Consider the following 25,657-nt stretch of genomic DNA (forward strand, 5'->3'; position numbering starts at 1 on the left):
CGGGGCGTCCCGCGGAGGCCCACGCTGGAGGAACTCTTCCGCGCCACATCCCCCGCTTCCGGCGCGGAAGAGCGTCGAACGGTCTGGACTGAGGGTCAAGCGGCGGGCCCGCCCCGCGACATCGTGGGACGGGCCCGCTCGCCAAGGGGCGCGGGACCACGCCGGCACGCGCGCCGCGTGGCGCGGACGCCATGGTCGTCCGCTGATAACTGGTCTCCACGAGTCCGGAGTCCGAGTGCATCAGCACCGCGGTCGCGATCCCACCGGGGAATCGAGCCAGTTTCTCGGTGTGTCCCAGTTCGGCGGCAGAGGCGGCCGGCCGTTCACCGGAACAAGCAGCCGAGATCCGAGCGGAGTGTGAGCGGACGATCCCTCATCTGCGCGAGGTTGTCGGTCCCGCGTTCGGGTCACCATGGGGGTGGCCCGGCAGTTGGGCATTGGAGCCTCCCCCCGAGACGGAGGCTCGCGCGTCCGGCTGTCGGGTCCGAGTCCGTGTTTCCGCGGACTCCGCACCGCCTCGACTCGCCCGGAGCAGCCGCATTTCGCGCGGCTCGCGGCGTTGGCAGGCGGGACCGCGCCCATCGGCCGGTCTGTGGTGGAGGGTTGTCGGACCGGTCGGTCTACGTCCGGTCGGTGGTAGCGGGTGTGGTGCCGGGGGCAGAGCAGCCTGCCGTGATCTACATCGGTGGGTCCGCCTCGGCTGAACGGCGGCTCGTGATGGGTGTGGCACATCGCGGGGGGCCAATCGCAGCCGGGCTCGGTGCAGCCCTTGTCCCGGATCCCGATCGCGATGCGCTGGGCCTTGGTGTGGAACCGGCGGGTGCGGCCCAGATCGAGGACCTCGGAGGTGCCGCCGAGCACCGCGGGGATGATCCCGGCCTCGCAGGCCAGCCGGCGGGCGGTGGCCGCGGTGATCTTCTCTCCGGTGTCCAGCAGCGCGGCCTGCTCGAGCTTCCCGAGCAGGCTGTCGAGCGTCATGGTGACCACCACGGTGGCCGAGACGCCCCCGGTCTGGGGGAGCCGGTGGGCGGGGTAGCGCTCGATGAGCTCGCAGAACGCCCGGCCCAGGCGTTCCCGGCCGGGCCGCGGCACCACTGCGGCGCCGGGGGCTGCGGGGCCGTCGGTGGCGGTGCGGTGCTGGGGTGCGGCGATCGCGAGCAGCATCTTCTTCAGCGCCGCACCGTGGAAGGACGGGACGGTGAACCTGCCGTGGCACTTGCCGTGCCCGTCGTCCCACATCTCCAGCTTGGTGGCCAGTAGCGCGTCGGCCTCTTCGCGGGCGAGTTGCCGCGCCTCGTAGGCGTCGGCCAGCTTGGGGGCGACCACGTCCATCAGCCGCTTGCCCAGGATCCGCAGGGTCGGGGCGGTGTGCTCGCGGCCGGCGGCGACCAGGTGCCGCTCGGCCCGGTCCACCAGGGCGGTGTCGAGGTCTCCGGGGAGCTGGTCCAGCGCGGTGACGATCACCCGGGCCTGCTCGACCACCAGGTCACCCGCGGCGAGAGCGTCGCGGACATGGGGACGGGTGACCAGGGCCTGGCCGAGCTTGACCTGGCCGAGCACCACGGGCTTGGTCTGCCGGGTCCGGTGCGCCCACGCGTCGACCTGTTCGTCGTCGGCGTGCTCGGCGACCCGGGCCTCGAGCTCGGCCACCTGCGCCTTCAGCCGGGTCAGCTGGATCAGCGTCGCGGTGGTCTCCGCGGGGTCCATGGACCACACCGACGCGTCTGCGACCGCATCGATCTCGGAGTGGGCGTGGGCGACGGCCACCGAGACTCGGTGCCGGGGTGTGGCCATCGCTGTCATGGTGCTACTCAAGCACCGGCCACCGACACTGAGAGGCCCAGAACCCCTTGCTCCACAGGGCCCTGGGTAACGAACAGGTCACGATTCCGAGCCGCTTTCCACAGACCCAGGGACACGGCGGACCCGCAAGCCGGGAACCGGCGACGACCACCCACCCACCGTTCCCGTGGCTGCCCTGTCGGTCGCCACCACCCACGGCCAGCAAGCCACGGACACAGGGCCATCGACCCGCGAGCCGGTCGACAGCGCAAGCCCCCCAGTACCTGTCGCTCGGCGACACGACAACGACGACGTCGCGTGCTGGGAGCCTGCCGTGTCCCACGACGCCGCAGTGATCGTTCACGACGTCGCGTCGCCAGGCCGGGAGGCGCAAGGTTCCTTCGACGATTTCGAGTCCTGCTTCCGGCGCGCTATCGAGGAGACGGCCCCGGGGACGTGCGGACGGCGCCACCAACATCAACCCCCTGCTCGGCTGGGCCGAGCGCACCGGCGACACAGGGGATCCGCCTCACCAATCTCGACGTCACCGACCGCGGCTTCGTTGCGTTCACCGAAGGCGCCGATACCGGCGGGACCGACCCGCCGGTCGCCGCCTGACCCCACCGCACAACTGTCGAACACCCGCCACTCCAGCAAGCCGGGGCCTCAGGCCGTGACGGCCACCTCCCCGGGGGCACGCAGGGCGGAGACGGGACGACCGGCCGGCCGGCCTCCGACTAGGTTCGTCACGTCTCGGCCATGACGCAGGACTGACGGACCAGCACAGAGCCCCGCGGCCCCACGTCAGGATGCGCACCCCTGTCTTGCCCGGCGCTCTCCGCGCGGCACCGAGCGCCGCAGCATCGACGTCGGTTGCCGCGACCGCATCAGCTGCTGGTGACGGTGCCCATCACGTGCGCGTCGCAGGTCGGGTACCGGCCGGGAATGTCGAACCGGATGGTCTCCCCGGCGACGGTGAACGTGAGCCCGCCGCCGGTGATGACGTAGGTGGACCCGGACTGTGTCCAGGTGAAGGTTCGTGCAACGGCGGAGCCGCCCCATGCGGCATGCAGGTCCCCGTCGAGGAACACGGTCACCGAGACGGTCGCCGTGCCGTCCGATCGGAGCGCGATCGTCCACCGCCCGGACGCGTCGGTCTGGGTGCATGTCGGTGCGGTTGCCTCGAACCAGGTGCCTCGCAGCACGGTGGTGGTGTCCGCCGACGCGGGTGGCGCTTGAGCGACCCCTGCCACCGTCGCCGCCGCGGTCACCGCCAGCGCCGCTATCAGCTGCTTGACCTGTCTCATGATGCCTTCACCTCGCAAGTCTGTGAGCGCCCACCGCGTCCGGTCGTGACCTGTGGGACGGAGGGGATGGTGTGACCCTCTTTCCAGCAGACACCTGCCCGGCCGTTGCGTCTATCCCCCGGACGGGCTGGCCCGGTGCTGACCGTTCGAGACCGGCAAGCGCGGCGGCCCCGAGCCGCAAGGACCTCACCCTCGCCAACTTCGAGCGGCCTATCCCTGACGCCTGACAGACATCCTCGGGGCGGCTTTGAGCACTAGCACGACCGCCAGGTGAGCGACTGGGAGCCTGACCCACTGCGCAGGACAACCAACACCAGCGACACCCACAGCCCGAGGTCCAACGCCGTCGGGCACGTCGACATGCCATGCACGCGACAGAGCATCGCCGGCGTGCTCCGCGAACCCGTGCCATCGCTGCCGACGACCACGCCCCCGGGCCTCGGATCGTCCCAGGACGCTCGAAACCCCTCCAAGACTCAAGTCCTGGAGGGGTTTCGTCACTCTCGAGTGCTGAGTCTCGTCAGCACCCTCTGGCTGGCGGTGGCGGTGGGATTTGAACCCACGGTGGGTTTGACCCCACACATCATTTCGAGTGATGCACCTTCGGCCGCTCGGACACGCCACCGCCGGAGAATGTACCGGAGCCATCGGGTGCGACGGAAATCCGGCCGGTGGGCGCGGGACGTGCTCGAGCGAGCTGCTCAGGGCCTCCAGGCGGGGTCGCGGCCGGTCGCGCCGGCGAGCCGGTCCAGGGCCGGGGCGTCGTCGGGGACGGCCACCGGCGGGCCGAACAGGCCACCGTCGGTGGGGCCGTCGAAGGTCTGCGCGAAGCCGAGCGCCGCGAGTACGGCGGACTCGCCGGGGTCGTAGTCCTGGCCGGTCGCGCGGGACAGGTCCCAGCCGTGCACGACCACCTCGTCGATGGCGACCAGCGCAGCGATCTCGCCGGGCATCTCGACGGGACCGGCCATCGTGAGGCCGTCGTACGCCGCCGGGTCCGCCCAGGCAGCGGCCAGCGCGGCGAGCCGCCCGCCGACCTCCTCACGCCATCCGTCCGGGAGGCGCGCACCGTCGGCGGACGGCGCCCCGCCGCCGGGGATCGGCTCCTTGCGCGCGGCGAGCGTGAACGCGAGGGACAGCCCGTGCAGGTGGTCGAGCAGGTCGGCGACCGTCATCGCCGGGCAGGGTGTGGGGTCAGCCAGCTGGTCGTCGCGCACGCCGGAGACGATCCGGGCGACGGTCGTGGTGGCAGGTCCGAAGTCGAGGGTTCCCATGCCCGTGTCGACCGGCGCCGGGCGGCGTACTCATCGCTCGGAGGTCAGGGCACGGCCGGGATCGTCAGCACCGACGGCCACAGCGGACCCGTGCGGACCGTCAGCGGCACCAGGCTCGAGGGGAGGTCGGGCGCCGACGGCAGCAGGTGCGGGGCGTCGAAGGCCTGGATGGCGATCCGCAGCCGGTGGCCGGGCGCGATCCGGGCGGCCGTCGGGAACACCTCGACGTCGACGGGCGCGACCTCGCCCGCGGCGAGGGGCTTCTTCGAGGCTCGGGTGAACGGGTGGTACGGCTGGATGAGCCGGCCGTCGAGGTAGCGGCTCCGCGACTGGTCGAGGGCCCGCTGGGAGATCACCTGCCAGCCACCGGTCAACCGCGTGACGGTGCCGTCCGGCGCCACGTCGGAGACCGACACCGACAGCATCCCGTCGCCGCTGGGGCTGGAGGTGTAGAGCCGGGCGTTGATCGGGCCGCGCAGCCGCAGCGTGGTGTCGAGCGGGTCGGTCTGGAAGACCACGCCGGACTTGTCGTTCGGCGCGTTGTTGCTCCAGCACGGCAGGTCGGCGAGCGCGGTCGACGGGACCCCGGCCATCCACTGGCTCGTCGAGCGGGTGCACATCCCCGAGACCGGCACCGGGGGGACGATCGCGCGGCCGTCGACGGTCCGACCCTGCGTCAGCACGCCGATGCCGCCGCCGAAAGCTGCGGAGCCCGAGAGTCGGAACGTCTCGGCGTGCTGGTCCTCCATCCAGCGCTGCGCGTGCGTCCACTCGCCGCTGCCCTGCTCGTAGTAGGTGACCGGCGGGATGTCGGTGTCCAGGGTCGGGTCCGGGGTGCCGCGCACGTAGCGGTCGAACCAGCGCAGCTGCAGCTCCGAGAGCGAGCCGTAGCCGGCGTCGCCGATGCCCTCGCCCGAGGAGCCCTGGAGGTGGTTCCACGGCCCGATGATCATCTTCACCGGGACTCCGCGCTCCTGCAGGCTCTCGAACAGCAGCGGGGTCCCGCGCTGGAAGATGTCGAACTCGCCGCCGACCAGGAACGTCGGGACCTGCACCCGGTCGATGACGCGCTCCGGCGAGCGGTCGCGGTAGAACTCGCCGTCGTACGCCGCATCGCCACCGGTCATCGCGTCGAGCACCAGCGGCAGCGTGAACGTGGCCGCGGCAGTGAGGTGGTCGACGAGCGCCCCGAAGCCGGACTGCGGGTCGGTGGCGGCGACCGCGGGCGGGATGACGCTGGTGCCGGTGACCAGGCCGAGCCAGAGCGGGATGAAGCCGACGTCGACCTGGCCGCCGGACGCCACCACGTCGCGGTAGACGTCGTCGGCCGGGACCTGCGGGAAGATCGCCTTCAGCCCCTTCGGCCGTGCGCCGGCCGCGAAGATCTGGCCGATGCCCATGTACGACGGGCCGCTCATGCCGATGTTGCCGTTGCTCCACGGGCGCTGACGCGAGTGGGCCCACTCGACGATCTCGCCGGCGTCCTGGTCCTCCCGCTTGCTGAACGCCGCCCACTGGCCCTCGGAGCTGCCGGTGCCGCGGGCGTCGACGGTGAGCTGGGCGTAGCCGCGCTGCACCAGGTAGCTGGGGCTGCCTCCGGTCAGGCCGCCGCTGAAGCTGCCGGAGGCCTTGTTGTACGCCGTGATCGTGACGATGACCGGGAACCGCCGGTCGATCGCGTTGCCGTTCGCGTCGGCCGGCAGCTCGAGGTCGCCGCGCAGCACGACGCCGTCCGACATCGGGATCGCGAGGTCGGTCTGCGTCACGGTGCCCGGGTAGGTCGCCGGCCGGGGCTGCCACCCGCTGCGCACGGCGGTAGGCGCCGCGTGGGCGGACACGGGCGCGGCGTCGACGCAGAGCGCGATGCAGCTGGAGACGAGGGCGACGACGAGGGCTGGCACGAACCGGCGCATACCGGCCCAACGACGACATGTAACGCCGAGTTACAGGCGGCGCGGCTCCAGTCGCACCAGCTGGGTCACGTGGCCGGGCTCGAGCTCGTCCAGCGTGCGCACGCCGAGCAGCCGCATGGTCCGCTCTACCTGGCCGCGCAGGATCTCGATGGCCCGGTCCACGCCGTCGCGGCCGCCGGCCATCAGCCCGTACAGGTACGCCCGGCCGACCAGCGTGAAGTGCGCGCCGTGCGCGATCGAGGCGACGACGTCCTGGCCGGACATGATGCCGGTGTCCAGGTGCACCTCGACGTCGTTCCCGACCGCGGCCACCACCTGCGGCAGCAGGTGGAAGGGCACCGGTGCGCGATCGAGCTGGCGGCCGCCGTGGTTGGAGAGCAGCACCGCGTCGACGCCGGCGTCGGCGAGCCGCCGCGCGTCGTCGACGGTCTGCACGCCCTTCACCACGAGCTTGCCCGGCCACTGCTCCTTGATCCAGGCCAGGTCGTCGTACGTCACCGTGGGGTCGAACATCGTGTCCAGCAGGTCGGCGACCGTGCCCGACCAGGAGTCGAGCGAGGCGAACGCGAGCGGCTCGGTCGTCAGGAAGTTGATCCACCAGGCGGGGCGCGGGATCGCGTCGGCGACGGTGCGCGGGCTCAGGGTCGGCGGGATCGTCATGCCGTTGCGCACGTCGCGCAGGCGGGCGCCCGCGACCGGCACGTCGACCGTGACGAGCAGCGTGTCGTACCCGGCCTTCGCGGCCCGGTCGACCAGCGCCATCGAGCGGTCACGGTCCTTCCACATGTAGAGCTGGAACCAGTTGCGGCCGTCCGGCGCCGCGGCGGCGACGTCCTCGATCGACGTGGTGCCCATCGTCGACAGCGAGAACGGGATGCCCGCCGCGGCCGCGGCCGTCGCGCCTGCGATCTCGCCCTCGGCCTGCATCATCCGGGTGAAGCCGGTGGGCGCGATGCCGAACGGCAGCGCCACCGGCTTCCCGAGCACTACCCGCGAGGTGTCGACGGTCGAGACGTCACGCAGGATCGCGGGGTTGAACTCGACGTCGCCGAACGCCTGCCGGGCGCGGGCCAGCGACACCTCCCCGTCGGCAGCGCCGTCGGTGTAGTCGAACGCGGCCTTCGGCGTACGCCGCTTGGCGATCCGCCGCAGGTCCTCGATGGTCAGGGCCCCCGCCAGCCGGCGGTCCTTCGGCGACCAGACCGGACGCTTGAACCTCATCAGGGGCGCCAGGTCGTGACGCTTCGGAAGTTGCCGCTTCATCGAACAGCTCCGTGGGGCTCGTGGACGACAGGTGCAGGGGCGCGGGCGGCCAGGGTCCGCAGGTCTTCGAGGGTGCCCGACAGGGCGCCGTGCGCGCGACCCTGCACCAGGACGTTTCCCCAGCGCGGTCGCCTCGACGGGGCCGGCTACGGCGTACCCGCGTCCGGGTCGTCCCGGTCCCCGTCGGCCGGGAGCCGCGGCATCCGCACCGTCTCGGCGTCCGGGCTGCTCTCCGGAGCGATCGGGGGACGGGGGCGCAGCGGCGCGGGCCTGGGACGGACCGGGCCCTGCAGCTGCAGCTGGCGCCGCACGCGCTGGGCCAGATCGAGCTCGCGCTCGACCCTCTTGACGGTCGACAGCACGCTGGCCTGCAGCTCCCGCAGCGCCGGATCGGCCGCGACCGTGCCGAGCTCCTCGAGCCGGGCACGCGCCTCCGGCAGGCCGGCCATCGCCTCCCGGAGCGCCGCGAAGTCCGCCGTGCGCACCTGGCCGAGCGGCGCCGCCTCGAGCCGGACCAGCTCGCCGAACGCGTCGACCGCGGCGGCCAGCTCCCGGAATGTCTGCGCGAGGCCGAGCAGGAGGTCCTCCGCGCTGTCGTCCGCGATCCAGGCCGGACGTCCGGCCGTGGTGTCGGCGAGGGTCCGGTACATCGACCGCACGGCCAGCGCGGTGTGCTCGAGCGACTCCAGGCCGTGCCGCAGGCCCGGTCCCAGGTCAGGGGTGGCGACGGCCCGCACGTTCAGCCGGCGGCCCTGCTCGGCCCGGAGCAGCGCCGCCCCCACCCGGGGTACGTCGTGGTGCGTGATCACCCGTGCGTCGTCGAGCCACGCGGCGGCAGCGGGGGCGACCTCGTCCGGCTCGCCCGCCAGCTGCTCGAGCGCATCCGCGGAACGGCGCAGCAGGTCGCTCACCGCGTCGGCCAGTCCCTCGATCTCCCGACCGGCGTCCGCGGTCGGGATGCGCGGCGGGAAGAGCAGGTTCGCCGCGATCCCGACCGCGGCGCCGACCAGCGTCTCCGCGATGCGCTGGCTCGCGGCGGCCTCGGCGCCGAGCGCGCCAACTCCGAGCACGAGCATGCCGCTGATCGCGACCTCGATGAGGTTCGAGCGCAGTCGCAGCGCCTGCCCGACGGTGATCGAGACGAAGATCAGGGCACCGAGGCTCCACCACTCCAGTGGCGCGACGGCAGCGAAGCCGACCGCCAGGGCGACACCGGCCACCACTGCCACGACCCGGTCGAGCCCGCTGGCCAGCAGCGACACCGGCGTGACCTGGACGACCAGCATCGCGGTCAGCGGCGCCAGCAGGGGCTGGGTGTCCGGGAAGATCATCGTGGCGGCGACGTAGCTGGCGACCGCCGCCGTGGTGATCCGCAGCGACCAGAACACCGCTGGTCGCCAGCCCACGCGCAGCCGTCTCAACTCTCGGCTGAACCGGCCACGCCACTGCTCGCGCACGCGTTCCATCATGACCCACGGACCGATCAGCGACGGTCCCCGAAGAACGCCTCCAGGAGGGCGGTGGACTCGTCGGCCAGCACACCCGTGACCACCTCGGGCCGGTGGTTGAGGCGCCGGTCGCGGACGACGTCCCAGAGGCTGCCGACCGCGCCGGCCTTGGGGTCCCAGGCGCCGAACACGATCCGCTCGACCCGGCTGAGCACGGCGGCGCCGGCGCACATCGTGCACGGCTCCAGGGTGACGACGAGGGTGTAGCCGTCGAGGCGCCACTCGCCGTGGTCGCGGGCGGCCGCCCGGAGGGTGACCACCTCGGCGTGCCCGGTCGGGTCGGCCTCGGCCTCGCGGACGTTGCGGCCGCGCGCGACCGGCGTACCGTCCGGCGCCAGCACGACGGCGCCGATCGGGACGTCGCCCGTGGCGAGCGCAGCCCGCGCCTCGTCGAGGGCGACCCGCATCGGGTCGTCCCAGCGCCCGTCGCTCACGCCGAGGTGAGGCCGACGGTGTCGTCGAAGAGCTTGCCGAAGCCCAGCTTGCGGGCGACGTCGGAGAGCATCTCGTCGGGGTAGAGGTCGACGTCGTCGAGCAGCACCGCCATGTCCATGGCGTGCATGCCGAGGTCTCCCAGCAGGTCCAGGTCGCCGGCCGGGACCTGGTCGTCCTCGTCCTCGGGCTGCGGCAGGCCGAGGAACTCGACGGCCGAGCTGGCCAGCTCCCACTCGTCGGCGGCGGTGATGTCGGAGAGCAGCACCCGGATGGTGGGACCCGCGACCCGGACGATCACGAAGAAGTCGTCGTCGGTCGCGATCATGCCGACCGCCCCTCCGTCGCCCGGGAACCGGCGCAGCGCGTGGGACAGCTTGTCGATGTCCTCGAGCACGTCGTGGGCGAGCTCCTGCACGGTCCAAGAGCCCTCCTCGCGGTAGGCGGCGACGGCGAAGTCGATCGCGTCGATCTGCTCGACCATCGTCTTCCTCCGCTCCTGCTCGCCGGGTGCCCTCCAGAGTGGCAGACCGCTGCGACGCGGCCAAGCCCCTGTGCGCCCATACCCACTAGGGTTTCGACCATGCGCACCCACGTCGTCGACCACCCGCTGGTGGCCCACAAGCTCACCCACCTGCGCGACGAGAAGACGGACTCCCCGACGTTCCGCCGGCTCGCCGATGAGCTCGTCACGCTGCTGGCGTACGAGGCGACGCGCGATGTCCGGGTGGCCGCGTACGACATCGTCACGCCGGTCTCGCCGACGACCGGTGTCTCGCTGGCGAACCCCAAGCCGCTGGTGGTCCCGATCCTGCGGGCGGGCCTGGGCATGCTCGACGGGATGATGCGGCTGCTGCCGACGGCGGAGGTCGGCTTCCTGGGCATGATCCGCAACGAGGAGACGCTCCAGGCCTCGACGTACGCCGAGCGGCTGCCGGAGGACCTGCGGGGCCGGCAGTGCTACGTGCTCGACCCGATGCTCGCCACCGGCGGGACCCTCGCGGCGGCCATCAAGTTCCTCACCGACCGCGGCGCGGACCACATCACCGCGATCTGCCTGCTCGCCGCGCCGGAGGGTTGCGCGCGGCTGGAGAAGGAGCTGGAGGGACTCGACGTCCCCGTCACGATCGTGACGGCCGCGATGGACGAGAGGCTCAACGACAAGGGCTACATCGTCCCCGGCCTCGGCGACGCCGGGGACCGGTTGTACGGCGTCGTCGGCTGACCGGACGTCGTCTGAGCGTCGGGGGCCGTCGGGATCCCCGGCTCGCCGGGTATGCCGACGCTTATGGGGTGTTGCAACGCCCGTGAAGCGCAGGGATCCCCGGTTCACCGGGTATCCCGACGCCCAGCTCAGCCCGGGATCATCTGCACCTTGCCGGTGGCGATGAGGACCAGCAGCACCAGCACGAGGACGCCGAGCACGGCGTAGGCCCACTCCTTGCCGACCCGGGTCTCGTCGGGCTCGGGCGCGTCGTACCGGTGCCCGTCCGGGCGACCGAAGCGCTCGTCGTCGTCAGTCATGCCCGTCCAACGAGTGACGACGCGAGACGTCCCGTGCGGTGCGTGTGACTCAGAGCGCCTTGACGGCGTTGAGCAGCTTGCCGAGCGAGTCCTTGGCGTCGCCGAAGAGCAGCGTGGTCTTGGGGTCGAAGAGCAGCTCGTTCTCGATGCCGGCGAAGCCGGGGCGCATGGACCGCTTCATGAACACGATCTGCTGCGCCTCGTCCGCGTTGAGGATCGGCATGCCGTAGATCGGCGCGCCCGGCGTGGTCTTCGCCGCCGGGTTCACCACGTCGTTGGCGCCGACGACCAGGACGACGTCGGTGTGCTTGAACTCGCCGTTGATCTCGTCCATCTCGATGAGCTGCTCGTAGGGCACCTGGGCCTCGGCGAGCAGCACGTTCATGTGCCCGGGCATCCGGCCGGCGACGGGGTGGATCGCGTAGTCGACCTGGGTGCCGCGGGCGATCAGGACGTCGACCAGCTCGCGCAGCGTGTGCTGGGCCTGGGCGACCGCGAGGCCGTAGCCGGGCACGATGATCACGCGGTCGGCGTACCCGAGCAGGATCGCGACGTCCTCGGGGCCGGCGGACCGCACGGGGCGGTCCGACGCCTCGCCACCACCCAGGGTCGAGCCGCCCTTGAGGGCGCCGAACATGATGTTGGCGACCGAGCGACCCATCGCCTTCGCCATCAGCATGGTCAGGTAGGTGCCGGACGCGCCGACGAGCGTGCCCGCGACCAGCAGCACGACGTTGGACAGCACGTAGCCGCCCGCGGCGACCGTGAGGCCGGTGAACGCGTTCAGCAGGGAGATCACGATCGGCACGTCCGCGCCGCCGACCGGCAGCACCAGGAGCACGCCGACCAGCAGCCCCAGCAGCGCCAGGACGATGCCGACCCACATGGTCGGGTCGATGACGACGCGCACGCCGAGCACCACCGCGGCAGCGACGGCGATCGGGAAGACGTAGCGGAGCCCGGGGAAGATCACCGGCCGCGAGGTCATCAGCTCCTGGAGCTTCGCGAACGTGATGATCGAGCCCGCGAACGAGATCGAGCCGACCGCGATCGTGAACGCCGTCGCCGCGAGCGTGAACCACGAGACGTCGTCGACGTGCGGCGTCATCTCGTGCAGCTCCAGCAGGGCGACCAGCGCGGCGGCGCCACCGCCGACACCGTTGAACAGCGCCACCATCTGCGGCATCTGGGTCATCTGCACCCGGCGGGCGCCGACCACGCCACCGGCGGTGCCGACCGCGATCGCGGCGAGGATCAGCGGCACGTGGTCGAGGTCGAGGTAGATGAACGGCACGATCACCGCGACCACCGCGGCGGCTGCCCCGACCAGGTTGCCGGCTCGCGCCGTCCTCGGGCCGGACAGGCCCTTGAGCGCGAGGATGAAGCAGACCGCGCAGGCCAGGTAGACGAGCTGCACCCAGGTCGGCATCAGGCGGCGCTCCCGCCGTCGGTCGGAGCCGCTGCGGGCTTGGGCTTCTTGCGCACGAACATCTGCAGCATCCGGTCGGTGACCACGAAGCCGCCGACCATGTTCACCGCGGCCAGCACGATCGCGACCAGGCCCACGACGAGCGCGACGTCGTTGTCGGTAGCACCCGTCACCAGGACCGCGCCGAGCAGGATGATCCCGTGGATGGCGTTCGCGCCGGACATCAGCGGGGTGTGCAGCGTCGAGGAGACCTTCGAGATCACCTCGATCCCGACGAACACGCTCAGGATGAAGATCGTCAGCCAGACGACGGCCTCGTCCATCAGTTGGCTCCTTCCAGAGCATCGCCCTCGATCTGGGTGCGCGTGGGTTCGTGCCGGATGGCGCCGTCGTGGGTCACGCAGGACCCGGCGACGATCTCGTCCTCGAAGTCGGGGGTGAAGGCCCCTCCCTCCTCGGAGTCGCCACTCATCAGCGTCACGATGTTCACGATGTTCTGCGCGTACAGCCTCGAGGCCGGGCCGGGCATCTGCGACGGCACGTTCCGCCCGCCCCAGACCTGCGCGTTGCCGATCCGGACCACCTCGCCGGCCACGGCGCCCTCCACGTTGCCGCCGGTCTCGGCCGCGAGGTCGACCACCACGGACCCCGGCTTCATCTGCTCCACCATCGCGCTGGTCACCAGCAGCGGCGCCTGGCGACCCGGCACAGCGGCGGTCGTGATCAGCGCGTCGGCGGCGGCGACGTACGGCGCCAGCCGCTCCATCTGCAGGGCCGCGCGCTCCTCGGTCATCTCGCGGGCGTACCCGCCCGCGCCCTCCAGGGTGTCCAGCTCGAGGTCGATCGCCTGCGCGCCCATCGAGCGGATCTCCTCGGCGGCGGCCGCGCGCACGTCGTACGCCTTCACGACCGCGCCCAGCCGCTTGGCGGTGGCGATCGCCTGCAGCCCGGCGACGCCCGCACCCAGGACCACCACCTCGGCCGGCGGCACCGTGCCAGCGGCCGTCATGTTGAGGGGGAAGAACCGGCGGAGCATCCCGGCCGCCACGATCGCGCACCGGTAGCCCGACACCAGCGCCTGCGAGGACAGCGCGTCCATGGACTGCGCCCGGCTGATCCGCGGCACCAGCTCCATCGCGAACGACGTCACCCGCGCGTCCCGCAGTGCGGTCACCACCTCGGGCTCCTGCCCGGTCGGCAGGAAGGACACCGTCGCGGCGCCCGCACGCAGCCGCCGCACGACGTCGGTGCCCGGCGGCTGCACCGCCACCAGCACGTCCGCCTGCTCGACGGCGCCGGCGTCGACCGTCGCGCCCGCCGCCACGAAGTCCTCGTCGGCGATCAGCGCATGCTTGCCCGCACCCGGCTCGACGACGACGTCGTACCCCAGCCCGGTCAGCTTGCCGACCAGCTCGGGGACCATCGCCACCCGCGCCTCACCCTCGCGGGTCTCCCTGGCCACAGCGATCTTCACCCGTGGCAACCTAGGGCACTTCGGGGGGCCTTGCGAGTGTGAACTCCTCAACATTGACATAGCGGGGTCGTCCGCGCGGTCCCTCTCCCAGGTGGGAGACGACCAGCGTGACGCGGTCGGCGAGCCACCTCGGACCGGCGTAACCGTCCAGCAGGCGGACCCAGCTCGACACCTCCGCCGGCCGGCCGAGCCGCGCGACGGTGACGTGCGGCCGGAACCGCTGGCCGTCGACCGCGATGCCCGCGCGGCCGGCGGCGGCCCGGCAGCCCGTCGCCAGCCGGTCCATCTCGGTGCGGCCTCGCTGGTCGAGGTCGAGCCCGGCCCACAGGACCCGGGCCCGGCCGGGGTTCGGGAACGCACCGCCGCCGGCGATCGCGGTCTCGAAGGCCGACCGCTTCGCGGCCGCCCGGTCCAGCCGCTCGCCCAGGTCGTCGAGCCGACGCTCCTCGACGTCGGCCAGGAACGCCAGCGTCACGTGGAACTGCTCGCTGCTCGCCCAGCGGTACGCCGCGGCTCCGCGTCGTACGTCGAGGAAGTCGTCGAGGTGCTGGACCGCCTCGTCCGGCGGAACCAGGGCGACGAAGAGCCTCACCCGATCTGGGTCCCCAGGGCGGACCCGATCGCATACGTGACGGCCATCGCGAAGAGCCCGCCCACGATGTTGCGGAGCACCGCACGGCCGGGTCGCGCATAGCCGAGCCGGGCGCTGACGAACCCGGTGACCGCGAGGGCGGCGGCGACGGCGGCGACCGTCAGCCAGATCCGGATCGCGTCCGACGCGAGCGTCATCGTCAGCAGCGGCAGCAGCGCGCCGATCGTGAACGACAGCATCGACGCCCAGGCCGCGTGCACCGGGCTGGAGATGTCGTCGGGGTCGATGCCGAGCTCCGCCTCGGCGTGCGCCCCGAGCGCGTCCTTGGCGGTGAGCGCCTTCGCCACCTCGAGCGCGAGCTCCTCGTCGAGACCCTTCCCGACGTAGATGCCCGCGAGCTCGGCGAGCTCCTCCTCGGGCTCCTCGCGCAGCTCTCGGCGCTCCTTGGCCAGCAGGGCGAGCTCGGAGTCGCGCTGGGTGCTCACCGAGACGTACTCCCCCGCGCCCATGCTCATCGCACCGGCCGCGAGCCCGGCCACGCCGGCGATCATGATCGCGGAGCGGTCGCTGGTGGCGCCGACCGCACCGATGACGATGCCGGCCGTGGAGACGATGCCGTCGTTCGCGCCGAGCACGGCGGCGCGCAGCCAGTTCAGCCGGTTGTTCAGGCCCGCCTGGTGCGGCTCGCCGTCGTGCGGCCCCAGGGGGACGGCGTCACTGAGCCCGCTGGCAGTCATGGGTCGATCCAAACGCCGACCGGGCGCCCTCGCAACCAAGGACAGGCTCCGCTCACGCCCGGCTCGAGCGCAGCCCGAGCACGCCGGCGAGCACGCAGCTGAGCGCCACCGCCACCGAGAACCACGGGAAGACCGCGGCCAAGCCCCAGGTCGTGGCCGCCCACCCGGCGAGGATCGTCGGGACCGCCATCGCGGCGTACGCCAGCACGTAGAAGGCCGACATCACCTGGCCGCGGTGAGCCGCCGGCACGACGCTGCCCAGGTGCCGCAGGGAGCCGCCGAACGCGAGCCCGAACGACAGGCCCATCAGGACGGCGGCCAGGGTGATCAGCAGCGCGTGGTGGCTGTCCAGGGCGACGACGCTCAGGCCGAGCGCCACCGCGGTCCCGAAGTCACCGGCGATCGCGGCCCGGCGGGCGGCCAGCCGGCCGCCGAACGCCTGGCTGACTGCGGCCGCGCCGGCCATGGCCGCGACCACGGCACCGCCGAACACGACGCTGTGGATGCCGGTCGACTGCCCGGCGAAGGCGGGGAAGAGGGACAGGTAGACGCCGAGGACCGACCAGGCGGCCATCACGCCGATGACCGAGAAGCGAAAGTCGCCCGCGATCGACGCCGGCACGCTCGGCCGCGCGACGCGGAGCGGACCGGAGGCGCGGCCGGTGCGACCGGCGTGCGGCTCGGCCATCCCGAGCAGGCCGACCAGCAGCGCGAGGACGACGACGGCGACGGCCGCGAACGGCGTGACGTAGGGGTGCGGACCGAACTGCGCGAGCAGGGAGGCGCCGAGGACGGTCGCACCGATGCCGACGTTGAACATGATCCCGGTCAGGTGGCCGGTCCGCGCGCCCCGCTCTGGGCGGAGGTCGAGCAGCGCGGCGCTCCCGACGACGACCGCGGTCCCGACGGCCGCGCCGTGCAGCACCCGCGCGGCGAGCAGGGCGGCGACGCCGTTCGCCGTCATGAACACCACGAGCCCGGCGACCATCACCACCGCCGCGCCGAGCAGCAGCGGCTTGCGGCCGTACTTGTCCGAGGCCTGGCCGGCGACGAGCACGGCCCCGAGCGCCGCCACGGCGTACGCCGCGAAGACCACGGTGGTCGTGATCGGGGCCAGGCCCCAGCGCTGCTGGTAGAGCCCGTAGAGCGGAGCCGGAGCCCCGGACACCCCGAGCGACGCGGCCAGGAGCGCGATGAGCAGGGGGTAGGCCCACCGCTGCTCGGCCCGGTGGGCCTCGGCGGCCCGGGCGACGGTGATGGTGCTCATCGGCTTCCTCCTCGTGGTAAGTTCGACGTAGATCGAACAGGCATCACCGTAGACTCCGGTTCGATGGATATCAAACCGATGTGAGGAGGGTCATGTGAGCGACAACCAGGAGCGGCCGCCCGTGGCGCCCCTGCAGGACGTCCTCGCCGCGATCTCCGACCCGGTGCGGCTCGAGATGCTCCGGCGGCTCGATCCGGACGGCGCGCCGGTGGCGTGCGGGCAGCTCTACGACGGCATCGGCAAGTCCACCGCCAGCCACCACTTCAAGATCCTGCGCGAGGCCGGGGTGATCGGGGTCGACCTGATCGCCGGGAAGACCCACCAGCGGCTGCGTCTCGCCGACGTCGAGGCGGCCTACCCCGGCGTGCTCAGCTCGATCCTGGCGGTGCCGTCGGCTCGCTGATCCTCCGGGTCATGAGCAGGCCGACCGGCAGCAGCGCGAGGGCGAAGACCGCCGACGCCACGAACACCGCGTGAATGGCCGGGTTGAGGACGTCCGGGGTCAGGTGCTCGAGGTCGGGTACGCCGCGGCCCAGCCTCGAGGCGACGACGCCGTTGGCGATCGCCCCGAACACCGCGACGCCGACGGCGCTGCCGACCGAGCGCGCGAACATGGTGCTGCCGGTCGCGACGCCGCGGTGCTGCCAGGTCACCGACGACTGCGCCGCGATGACCGACGGGCTGGCGACCAGGCCGAAGCCCAGGCCCATCACGAAGCACGGCGCGGCCAGCAGCCAGATCGAGCTGTCCGTGTCGATGAGCAGCAGCAGTGCGGCGCCCGCGAAGCCGATGACGCTGCCGATCAGCATCGTGGCCCGGAACCCGATCGTCAGGTAGAGCCGCCCCGAGTTGGACGCCGCGATCGGCCAGCCGAGCGTCATCGCGGCCAGCGCGAGGCCGGACACCAGGGCGTCGTGGCCGAGCACGCTCTGCGCGTACAGCGGGATGTACGACGACAGCCCCATCATCAGCACGCCGACGACGAGCGAGGCGAGCATCGCCGACAGCAGGACGCGCTTGCGGAACACCCAGATCGGCAGCACCGGCTCCGGCGCGCGGCGCTCGGCGAGCACGAAGCCGACCAGCAGCACGGCGGCCACCGCGAACAGCGAGACGCTGGTGGCCGAGTCCCAGGACCAGCGCACGCCGCCCTCGAGCAGTGCCAGCAGCAGCAGGATCCCGCCGCCGGTCAGCAGCAGCGAGCCGGCGTAGTCGATGGTGTGCCGCTGCCGCTCCACGCGCTCCTCGAACCGGCGCCAGAGGGCCACGAACGCGGCGATGCCGAGCGGCAGGTTGACGAAGAAGATCCATCGCCACGAGAGGTAGTCGGTGAAGACGCCACCGAGCGTCGGGCCGACCACCGCCGACAGCGCCCACACGCTCGCGACGTACCCCTGGACCTTGGCGCGCTCCTCGAGCGTGTAGATGTCGCCGACGATCGTCATGCTCATCGGCTGGACCGCGCCCGCGCCGATGCCCTGGACGGCCCGGAACGCGATCAGCGCGCCCATGCTCCAGGCGAGGCCGCACAGCAGCGAGCCGAGCAGGAACAGCCCGATGCCGACGAGCATCACCGGCTTGCGGCCGACCAGGTCCGCGAGCTTGGCGTACACGGGGACCGTGACCGCCTGGGCCAGCAGGTAGATCGAGAACAGCCACGGGAACTGGCTGAAGCCGCCGAGGTCGGCGACGACCGCCGGCACCGCCGTCGCGAGGATCGTCGAGTCGATCGCGACCAGCCCGATGCTGAGCATGACCGCGAGCAGCACCGGCCCGCGCTCGCTGCGCAGTCCGACGCTGGCGCGGGAGATCTCGTTGACGGCCATGTCCCGCGGCAACCTACCGCCGGGTGTGATTTGTTCCCCCGGAGGTTCGGCGGGTGCCGGTGGGGGGTACACCGTGCTTTGATCGATCCAATCGAGCGGACTGGCAGGGTGGAGAACGTGGTGGAGGTCTGGCCGGGGCGCGCGTACCCGCTGGGAGCGACATTCGACGGGAGCGGCACGAACTTCGCGCTGTTCAGCGAGGTCGCGGAGCGGGTGGAGCTGTGCCTCTTCGACGCCGAGGGCGCCGAGACCCGGGTGGAGCTCACCGAGGTCGACGCGTACGTGTGGCACTGCTACCTGCCGACGGTGCAGCCGGGGCAGCGCTACGGGTACCGGGTGCACGGACCGTGGGACCCCGAGCAGGGGCTGCGCTGCAACCCGAGCAAGCTGCTGCTCGACCCGTACGCCAAGGCGACCGCGGGCGAGATCGACTGGGACCAGGCGCTGTTCTCCTACAACTTCGGCGACGAGCACTCGCGCAACGACGACGACTCGGCGCCGCACATGACGCACGGCGTGGTCATCAACCCGTTCTTCGACTGGGAGGGCGACCGGCGCCTCGACTACCCCTACAACGAGACCGTCGTCTACGAGGCGCACGTGAAGGGGCTGACCCAGCTGCACCCCGACGTACCGGAGGAGCTGCGAGGGACGTACGCCGGCCTCGCGCACCCGGCCGTCATCGAGCACCTCATGAAGCTCGGTGTGACCGCGATCGAGCTGATGCCGGTGCACCAGTTCGTGCAGGACAGCACGCTGATGGACCAGGGGCTGCGCAACTACTGGGGCTACAACACGCTCGGGTTCTTCGCACCGCACGCCGACTACTCCTCGGCCGCGCGGGACGGGCAGGCCGCGCTCGGGCAGCAGGTGCAGGAGTTCAAGTCGCTGGTCAAGGCCATGCACGCCGCCGGCATCGAGGTCATCCTCGACGTGGTCTACAACCACACGGCCGAGGGCAACCACCTCGGCCCGACGTTGAGCTTCAAGGGCATCGACAACGCGGCGTACTACCGCCTCGTCGAGGACGACCCGCGCTACTACATGGACTACACCGGCACCGGCAACAGCCTGAACGTCCGGCACCCGCACTCGCTCCAGCTGCTGATGGACTCGCTGCGTTACTGGGTCACCGAGATGCACGTCGACGGGTTCCGCTTCGACCTCGCGTCCACGCTGGCCCGCGAGTTCTACGACGTCGACCGGCTCTCGACGTTCTTCGAGCTCGTGCAGCAGGACCCGGTGGTCAGCCAGGTGAAGCTGATCGCGGAGCCGTGGGACATCGGCCCGGGCGGCTACCAGGTCGGCGGCTTCCCGCCGCAGTGGACGGAGTGGAACGGCAAGTACCGCGACACCGTCCGCGACTTCTGGCGGGGCGAGCCGTCGCTCGGTGAGTTCGCGTCCCGCCTGTCGGGCTCGTCGGACCTCTACGAGCACTCCGGACGGCGCCCGTTCGCGAGCATCAACTTCGTCACCGCGCACGACGGCTTCACGATGCGCGACCTGGTGTCGTACGACGAGAAGCACAACGAGGCGAACGGCGAGGACAACAACGACGGCGAGAGCCACAACCGCTCCTGGAACCACGGCGTCGAGGGCCCGACGGACGACCCGGACATCCTCGCCGCCCGCGCCCGGGCCCAGCGGAACTTCATCGCGACGCTGCTGCTCAGCCAGGGCGTGCCGATGCTGCTGCACGGCGACGAGCTCGGCCGCACCCAGCAGGGCAACAACAACACGTACGCGCAGGACAACGAGCTGTCGTGGGTGCACTGGGACGAGGCCGACGGGCCGCTCGTCGAGTTCACCGCCGCGGTCTCCCGGCTGCGGCGCGACCACCCCACGTTCCGTCGCAAGCGGTTCTTCACGGGCGGCACGGTGCGCGTGCCGGACGGCGGCGACGGTGACCGGCTCAACGACATCGTCTGGCTGCACCTCGACGGCCGGCCGATGGACGACGAGGACTGGGCCGACGGGGCGAAGGCGCTCGGGATGTACCTCAACGGGCACGGGATCGCCGGCCTCGACGAGCGCGGGCAGAAGATCGTCGACGACCACTTCCTCCTGTACTTCAACGCCGACGGCGAGGCGCAGGTGACGCTGCCGCCGGATGAGTACGCCGACGCGTGGGACGTCGTCATCGACACCGGCGGCTCGGCCGACGAGGACGGCACGTTCGCGGCGGGGGAGACGTTCACGATCCCGTCCCGCAGCATGGTCGTGCTGCGGGAGCACATCGAGGCCGAGGACGAGCCGGACCTCTCCGTCGCGGCGTCGGTCGCCGCCTCCCAGGCGCGCAAGGCCTGATCGCGGTGCGAGTCCCCGTCTCGACGTACCGGCTCCAGATCACGCCGGAGTTCGACCTGTTCGAGGCCGCCCGGCGGCTGCTGTACCTCCACGATCTCGGGGTGGACTGGGTCTACCTGTCCCCGCTCCTGTCGTCGGAGCCCGGCAGCCAGCACGGGTACGACGTCGTCGCCTTCGACCGCGTCGACCCGCAGCGCGGCGGCGCCGCGGGTCTCGCCGCGCTGTCCGCCGAGGCGCGGCGCCTCGGCATGGGAGTGCTCGTCGACATCGTCCCGAACCACGTCGGCGTCGCCACGCCGGCCGAGAACCCGTGGTGGTGGGACCTGCTCGCGCTGGGCCGCGAGTCCGAGCACGCGACCGCGTTCGACGTCGACTGGGCCGCGGGCGACGGGAAGCTCCTGGTCCCGGTGGTCGGCGACGGCGACGAGGGCGCGATCCGGAGCGAGGACGGCGAGGTGCGCTACCACGACCACCGCTTCCCGCTCGCGCCCGGCACGACCACGCTCGACGAGCAGCACTACCGGCTGGTGAGCTGGCGCCAGGCCGACGACAACCTCAACTACCGGCGGTTCTTCGCGGTCAACACGCTCGCCGCGGTGCGCGTCGAGGACCCGGAGGTGTTCGCCGACACCCACGTCGAGATCCGGCGCTGGCTCGACGAGGGGCTCGTCGACGGCCTCCGGGTGGACCACCCCGACGGCCTGCGCGACCCCAAGCGCTACCTCGACGACCTCGCCGCGATGACCGGCGGCGCCTACGTGCTCGTCGAGAAGATCCTCGAGCCCGGCGAGGCGCTCCCGGCCGGCTGGGCCACGCAGGGCACGACGGGGTACGACGCTCTCGTCCTGCTCGACCGGGTGCTCACGGACCCGGCGGGCGAGGCCCCGCTGGATGCCCTGGAGGCCCGGCTCCGCGGAGCGCCGGTCGACTGGACGGCGATGGTCCACGACAACAAGCGCGCCGTCGCCGACGGCATCCTGCACTCCGAGGTCCGCCGGATCACCCGCGAGGTGCTGCGGATCGTCCCGCTCCCGTTCGCCGACGTCGAGGACGCGGTCGCCGAGCTGCTCGCCTGCTTCCCGGTCTACCGCTCCTACCTGCCCGGTGGCCGCGAGCACCTCGACGAGGCCTTCGACCTCGCCCGGAAGCACCGGCCCGACCTGGCCGCGACCTACGACGCCCTGCTGCCGGTGCTGTCCGACGCCTACTCGCAGCCCGCCCGGCGGTTCCAGCAGACCAGCGGCATGGTGATGGCCAAGGGCGTCGAGGACTGCTCCTTCTACCGCTGGTCCCGGCTGACGTCTCTGAACGAGGTGGGTGCGGACCCGTCGGTCTTCTCGGTGTCGGTCGCGGACTTCCACGACGCCATGGCCGGGCGTCAGCGCGACTGGCCGCACGCGATGACCGCGCTGTCGACCCACGACACCAAGCGCGGCGAGGACGTGCGCGCCCGGATCACCGTGCTCGCGGAGATCCCGGACGCGTGGGAGACCGCGTTGGCCGAGCTGCTCCGGCTCGCGCCGGTCCCCGACCCGGGCTTCGGCTCGCTGCTCTGGCAGGCCGTGCTGGGCGCGTGGACCCCCGACCACCTCCCCGACCTGCGCGACCGGCTGCACGGGTACGCCGAGAAGGCGATGCGCGAGGCCGGCGACCGCACCATGTGGACCGAGCCGGACGAGGAGTACGAGGCCGCGGTGCACGCCGCCGTGGACGCGGTCTTCGAGTCCCCGGACGTGCAGCGGGTGCTGGGCGAGCTCGCGGCCCGCGTCGACGCACCGGGCCGGTCGAACTCGCTGGCCCTGAAGCTGCTCGCGATCACGATGCCCGGCGTGCCGGACGTCTACCAGGGCAGCGAGCTCTGGGAGACGTCGCTGGTGGACCCGGACAACCGCCGCCCCGTCGACTTCGACCACCGGGCCGCGGTGCTCGCCGGCGAGGACGGCGACGACGCGGTCGAGAAGCTGCACGTCACCAGCACCGCCCTGCGGCTGCGGCGCGACCGGGCCGACCTGTTCACGACGTACGCGCCGGTGGCTGCCTCCGGACCGGCCGCCGACCACGTGCTCGCGTTCGACCGCGGCGGCGCGATCGCCGTCGCCACCCGGCTGCCGGCCGGCCTCGCCGCGCGCGGCGGCTGGGGCGACACCGTGCTCGAGCTGCCCCCCGGGCGGTGGCACGACGTGCTGACCGGGTCGGCCACCGACGGCCGGCTCGCCGACCTGCTCGACACCCACCCGGTCGCGCTGCTGGTGAGGGAGGACGCATGACGACCCGCGGACCGTTCGACGTCTGGGCGCCCGGTGCACGACGGCTGCGGCTGTCGGTGGGGGATGCCACCGTCGAGATGACCCGAAGAGTCGACGGCTGGTGGACACCGGCGCAGCCCGTTCCCGACCGGGCCGGAGAGGAGGTCGACTACGGCTACCTGATCGACGACGCGGACACGCCCCGACCCGACCCGCGGTCGCGGCATCAGCCGGCGGGCGTCCACCAGCGCTCGCGAACCCACGACCCGTCCCGCTACACCTGGAACGACGGGGCCTGGACCGGCCGCCAGCTGGCCGGCTCGGTCATCTACGAGCTGCACATCGGCACGTTCACGCCCGCGGGCACCTTCGACGCCGCCCTCGAGAAGCTCGGGCACCTCCGCGAGATCGGCGTCGACCTGGTCGAGGTGATGCCGGTGAACGCCTTCAACGGCACCCACAACTGGGGGTACGACGGCGTCGGCTGGTTCGCGGTGCACGAGGGCTACGGCGGCCCGGAGGCCTACCAGCGCTTCGTCGACGGCTGCCACGCGGCCGGCCTCGGCGTGATCCAGGACGTCGTCTACAACCACCTCGGCCCGTCCGGGAACTACCTGCCGGAGTTCGGGCCCTACCTCAAGCAGGGCGTGAACACGTGGGGCGACTTCCTCAACCTCGACGGGCCAGGCTCCGACGAGGTGCGCCGCTACATCCTCGACAACGTCCGGATGTGGCTGGACGACTACCACGTCGACGGGCTGCGGCTCGACGCCGTGCACGCCCTCAACGACGCGGCGCACCAGCACCTGCTCGAGGAGATGGCCATCGAGGTGGCGGCACTGTCGGCGCACCAGCGCCGGCCGCTGACCCTCATCGCCGAGTCCGACCTGAACGACACCCGCCTGGTGCGGCCGCGCGAGGCGGGCGGCTACGGGCTGGACGCCCAGTGGAGCGACGACTTCCACCACGCGGTGCACGTCGCCCTGACCCGCGAGACGACCGGCTACTACGCGGACTTCGAGCCGCTGTCCGCGCTGGCGAAGGTGTGCGAGCGCGGCTTCTTCCACGACGGCACTTGGTCGTCGTTCCGGGGGCGTCCGCACGGCTTCCCGGTGGACGTGCGCGCGATGCCGACGTGGCGGCTGGTCGTGTGCAACCAGAACCACGACCAGGTCGGCAACCGCGCCCGCGGCGACCGGATCACCGAGGTGCTCGACGACGACCAGTTGGCGTGCGCGGCCCTGCTGACGCTGTGCGGCCCGTTCACGCCGATGCTCTTCATGGGCGAGGAGTGGGCCGCATCCACGCCGTTCCAGTTCTTCACCTCCCACCCCGAGCCCGACCTCGGTCGCGCGACGGCCGAGGGCCGGATCAGGGAGTTCGAGAAGATGGGCTGGGACCCGGCCGTGGTGCCGGACCCCCAGGACCCCGAGACGTTCACGCGCTCGAAGCTCGACTGGGCCGAGGCCACGACCGGACGGCACGCGGTGCTGCTCGAGGTCTACCGCGACCTGGCCCGGCTGCGCCGTGAGCACCCGGACCTGACGGACCCGTCCTTCGGATCGGTCGCGTGCACCGCCGACGAGGAGTCCCGGCTCTTCACGATGCGCCGGGGCGGCATGCTGGTCGTCGTGAACTTCGGTGACGCCGAGGCCGGCCTGCCCGTGGAGAGCGGCGAGCTGCTCTTCGCGACGCCGGGGGGCGCGACCCTCGCCGACGGCCGGCTGGTGCTGCCGGCCCACGCGGGCGCGGTGCTCGGGTGACCGGTCTCGGACTGGGCGGACTGCCGGTCCTGGCCGCGCCGATGGCCGGCGGGCCGTCGACGCCACAGCTGGTGGCGGCCGCGACCGCGGCCGGGTCGTACGGCTTCCTGCCCGCCGGCTACCGATCGGCCGAGCAGCTGGCCGGTGACCTCGCGGCGGTGCGCGAGCACACCGACGACGTCGGCGTGAACCTGTTCGTGCCGGACGACGCGCCGTTCGACCGGGCGGCGGTCGCGGCGTACCGGGACCGGATCGCACCGGAGTACGAGCGGGCCGGGATCGCCGTGCCCGAGCCGCGCTGGTCCGACGACGACGACTGGCCGGCGAAGGTCGACCTGCTCGTCGAGCGGCCGGTCCCCTGGGTCAGCTTCACGTTCGGCCTCCCCGACGCCACGACGGCAGACCGGCTGCGCCGGGCCGGGTCGCGGCTGCTCGCCACGGTCACCGACGTCGACGAGGCGCGGGAGTCCGCGGCGCTCGGGGTGGACGGGCTCGTCGTCCAGTCGCAGGACGCGGGCGGGCATCGCGGCACCTTCGACCAGCACCGGACGCCGAACGACGTCCCGCTGCTGGACCTCGTCCCCGGGGTGCGCGCGGCGACCGGGCTGCCGGTCGTCGCCGCCGGCGGCGTCGCCGGGGCGGATCAGGTGGCAGCGCTGCTCGAGGCCGGCGCCGAGGCCGTGGCCGTCGGCACCATGCTGCTGCTCGCCGACGAGGCCGGCACCCGTCCGGTCCACCGGGCCGCGCTCGCCGACCCCGATCGCTTCCCCGGGACGGTGACCATGCGGGCCTTCACCGGCCGCGTCGCCCGGGGGCTGCGCAACCGCTTCAGCACGACGTACGACGACGGCGCACCGGTCGGCTACCCCGCCGTCCACCACCTCACGGCGCCGCTGCGCGCCTGGGCGGCCGCGAACGACGAGCCGGACCTGCTGCACCTGTGGGCCGGCGCCGGGCACCGCGCGATCCGCCCGGGTGCCGCGCGCGACATCCTCGGGTCGCTCTGCCCCTGA

The 25,657-nt window shown here is 72.4% G+C and carries 22 protein-coding genes and 1 tRNA gene; 6 read left to right on the forward strand and 17 right to left on the reverse strand.

Annotated features, from left to right (window positions below):
- Window positions 1-240 precede the first annotated feature (240 nt).
- From ACVW2K_RS02160 to ACVW2K_RS02200, 9 genes are all read right to left on the reverse strand, one after another.
- Window positions 241-1,794: a DUF222 domain-containing protein gene (locus tag ACVW2K_RS02160; protein ID WP_457201360.1), complete on the reverse strand. Its 1,554-nt coding sequence runs from the start codon at window positions 1,792-1,794 to the stop codon at window positions 241-243.
- An 875-nt stretch (window positions 1,795-2,669) separates the two neighbouring features.
- Window positions 2,670-3,089, reverse strand: a complete 420-nt coding sequence (locus ACVW2K_RS02165; RefSeq protein ID WP_457201361.1) for a hypothetical protein — start codon at window positions 3,087-3,089, stop codon at window positions 2,670-2,672.
- Between the two features lie 535 nt (window positions 3,090-3,624).
- Window positions 3,625-3,714 (reverse strand) — tRNA-Ser (locus tag ACVW2K_RS02170).
- 76 nt (window positions 3,715-3,790) lie between these two features.
- Entirely contained in the window at window positions 3,791-4,363 is a 573-nt protein-coding gene (locus ACVW2K_RS02175; RefSeq protein ID WP_028638631.1) for a TIGR03086 family metal-binding protein, read from the reverse strand.
- A gap of 44 nt (window positions 4,364-4,407) precedes the next feature.
- Window positions 4,408-6,264 carry a CocE/NonD family hydrolase gene (locus ACVW2K_RS02180; protein ID WP_457201362.1) on the reverse strand — a complete coding sequence of 619 codons (1,857 nt, stop codon included), beginning with the start codon at window positions 6,262-6,264 and terminating at the stop codon, window positions 4,408-4,410.
- Window positions 6,265-6,306: 42 nt separating this feature from the next.
- Window positions 6,307-7,497, reverse strand: a complete 1,191-nt coding sequence (locus tag ACVW2K_RS02185) for an alpha-hydroxy acid oxidase (RefSeq protein ID WP_457201363.1) — start codon at window positions 7,495-7,497, stop codon at window positions 6,307-6,309.
- 188 nt (window positions 7,498-7,685) lie between these two features.
- Window positions 7,686-8,996, reverse strand: coding sequence for an FUSC family protein (locus tag ACVW2K_RS02190; RefSeq protein ID WP_457201364.1), 1,311 nt, complete (start codon window positions 8,994-8,996; stop codon window positions 7,686-7,688).
- Window positions 8,997-9,022: 26 nt separating this feature from the next.
- On the reverse strand, window positions 9,023-9,454 hold the full coding sequence (locus ACVW2K_RS02195) for a nucleoside deaminase (RefSeq protein ID WP_457204035.1): 432 nt from the start codon (window positions 9,452-9,454) through the stop codon (window positions 9,023-9,025).
- A gap of 23 nt (window positions 9,455-9,477) precedes the next feature.
- Window positions 9,478-9,963, reverse strand: coding sequence for a tRNA adenosine deaminase-associated protein (locus tag ACVW2K_RS02200; RefSeq protein ID WP_028638628.1), 486 nt, complete (start codon window positions 9,961-9,963; stop codon window positions 9,478-9,480).
- Window positions 9,964-10,062: 99 nt separating this feature from the next.
- Here ACVW2K_RS02200 and upp point away from each other — a divergent pair, with 99 nt between their 5' ends.
- The gene (gene upp, locus ACVW2K_RS02205; RefSeq protein WP_028638627.1) at window positions 10,063-10,704 is read left to right on the forward strand and encodes a uracil phosphoribosyltransferase; all 642 of its coding nucleotides are present in this window, start codon (window positions 10,063-10,065) and stop codon (window positions 10,702-10,704) included.
- 128 nt (window positions 10,705-10,832) lie between these two features.
- Here the strand turns inward: upp and ACVW2K_RS02210 are convergent, their stop codons facing one another.
- From ACVW2K_RS02210 to ACVW2K_RS02240, 7 genes are read right to left on the reverse strand one after another with little or no spacing between them, the layout of a single operon-like run.
- Window positions 10,833-11,003 (reverse strand): hypothetical protein, encoded by a 171-nt coding sequence (locus ACVW2K_RS02210; RefSeq protein WP_155992248.1) that lies wholly within the window; start codon window positions 11,001-11,003, stop codon window positions 10,833-10,835.
- Between the two features lie 49 nt (window positions 11,004-11,052).
- A complete protein-coding gene (locus ACVW2K_RS02215; protein WP_036571328.1) occupies window positions 11,053-12,432 on the reverse strand; it encodes an NAD(P)(+) transhydrogenase (Re/Si-specific) subunit beta in 1,380 nt (459 codons plus the stop codon).
- Window positions 12,432-12,755 carry an NAD(P) transhydrogenase subunit alpha gene (locus ACVW2K_RS02220; protein ID WP_036571325.1) on the reverse strand — a complete coding sequence of 108 codons (324 nt, stop codon included), beginning with the start codon at window positions 12,753-12,755 and terminating at the stop codon, window positions 12,432-12,434. Before ACVW2K_RS02220 ends, ACVW2K_RS02215 begins: the two co-directional genes overlap by 1 nt.
- The gene (locus ACVW2K_RS02225) at window positions 12,755-13,906 is read right to left on the reverse strand and encodes a Re/Si-specific NAD(P)(+) transhydrogenase subunit alpha (protein ID WP_457201365.1); all 1,152 of its coding nucleotides are present in this window, start codon (window positions 13,904-13,906) and stop codon (window positions 12,755-12,757) included. The genes ACVW2K_RS02220 and ACVW2K_RS02225 overlap by 1 nt, the downstream gene beginning before the upstream one ends.
- Window positions 13,907-13,916: 10 nt before the next feature.
- Complete coding sequence (gene thpR / locus ACVW2K_RS02230) at window positions 13,917-14,498, reverse strand: RNA 2',3'-cyclic phosphodiesterase (RefSeq protein ID WP_457201366.1); 582 nt, start codon at window positions 14,496-14,498, stop codon at window positions 13,917-13,919.
- Window positions 14,495-15,235, reverse strand: a complete 741-nt coding sequence (locus ACVW2K_RS02235; protein ID WP_051549443.1) for a VIT1/CCC1 transporter family protein — start codon at window positions 15,233-15,235, stop codon at window positions 14,495-14,497. The genes thpR and ACVW2K_RS02235 overlap by 4 nt, the downstream gene beginning before the upstream one ends.
- Before the next feature lie 52 nt (window positions 15,236-15,287).
- Window positions 15,288-16,502: an MFS transporter gene (locus tag ACVW2K_RS02240; protein ID WP_457201367.1), complete on the reverse strand. Its 1,215-nt coding sequence runs from the start codon at window positions 16,500-16,502 to the stop codon at window positions 15,288-15,290.
- 94 nt (window positions 16,503-16,596) lie between these two features.
- On the opposite strand from ACVW2K_RS02240, the gene ACVW2K_RS02245 reads away from it, so the two are divergent.
- Window positions 16,597-16,905: a helix-turn-helix domain-containing protein gene (locus tag ACVW2K_RS02245; protein WP_457201368.1), complete on the forward strand. Its 309-nt coding sequence runs from the start codon at window positions 16,597-16,599 to the stop codon at window positions 16,903-16,905.
- Here the strand turns inward: ACVW2K_RS02245 and ACVW2K_RS02250 are convergent.
- Window positions 16,871-18,328 (reverse strand): MDR family MFS transporter, encoded by a 1,458-nt coding sequence (locus ACVW2K_RS02250; RefSeq protein ID WP_457201369.1) that lies wholly within the window; start codon window positions 18,326-18,328, stop codon window positions 16,871-16,873. The two genes, ACVW2K_RS02245 and ACVW2K_RS02250, sit on opposite strands and share 35 nt — an antisense overlap.
- Before the next feature lie 120 nt (window positions 18,329-18,448).
- Between ACVW2K_RS02250 and glgX the strand changes: the two genes are divergently transcribed.
- Genes glgX through ACVW2K_RS02270 form a run of 4 tightly spaced genes read left to right on the forward strand, consistent with a single transcriptional unit; the run spans window position 18,449 to window position 25,657 of the window.
- A complete protein-coding gene (gene glgX / locus ACVW2K_RS02255) occupies window positions 18,449-20,635 on the forward strand; it encodes a glycogen debranching protein GlgX (RefSeq protein WP_457204036.1) in 2,187 nt (728 codons plus the stop codon).
- Between the two features lie 5 nt (window positions 20,636-20,640).
- Window positions 20,641-22,902, forward strand: a complete 2,262-nt coding sequence (gene treY, locus ACVW2K_RS02260) for a malto-oligosyltrehalose synthase (RefSeq protein WP_457201370.1) — start codon at window positions 20,641-20,643, stop codon at window positions 22,900-22,902.
- Entirely contained in the window at window positions 22,899-24,644 is a 1,746-nt protein-coding gene (gene treZ / locus ACVW2K_RS02265) for a malto-oligosyltrehalose trehalohydrolase (RefSeq protein ID WP_457201371.1), read from the forward strand. The genes treY and treZ overlap by 4 nt, the downstream gene beginning before the upstream one ends.
- A complete protein-coding gene (locus ACVW2K_RS02270) occupies window positions 24,641-25,657 on the forward strand; it encodes a nitronate monooxygenase (RefSeq protein ID WP_457201372.1) in 1,017 nt (338 codons plus the stop codon). Before treZ ends, ACVW2K_RS02270 begins: the two co-directional genes overlap by 4 nt.

The organism is Nocardioides sp. HB32, assembly GCF_054058995.1.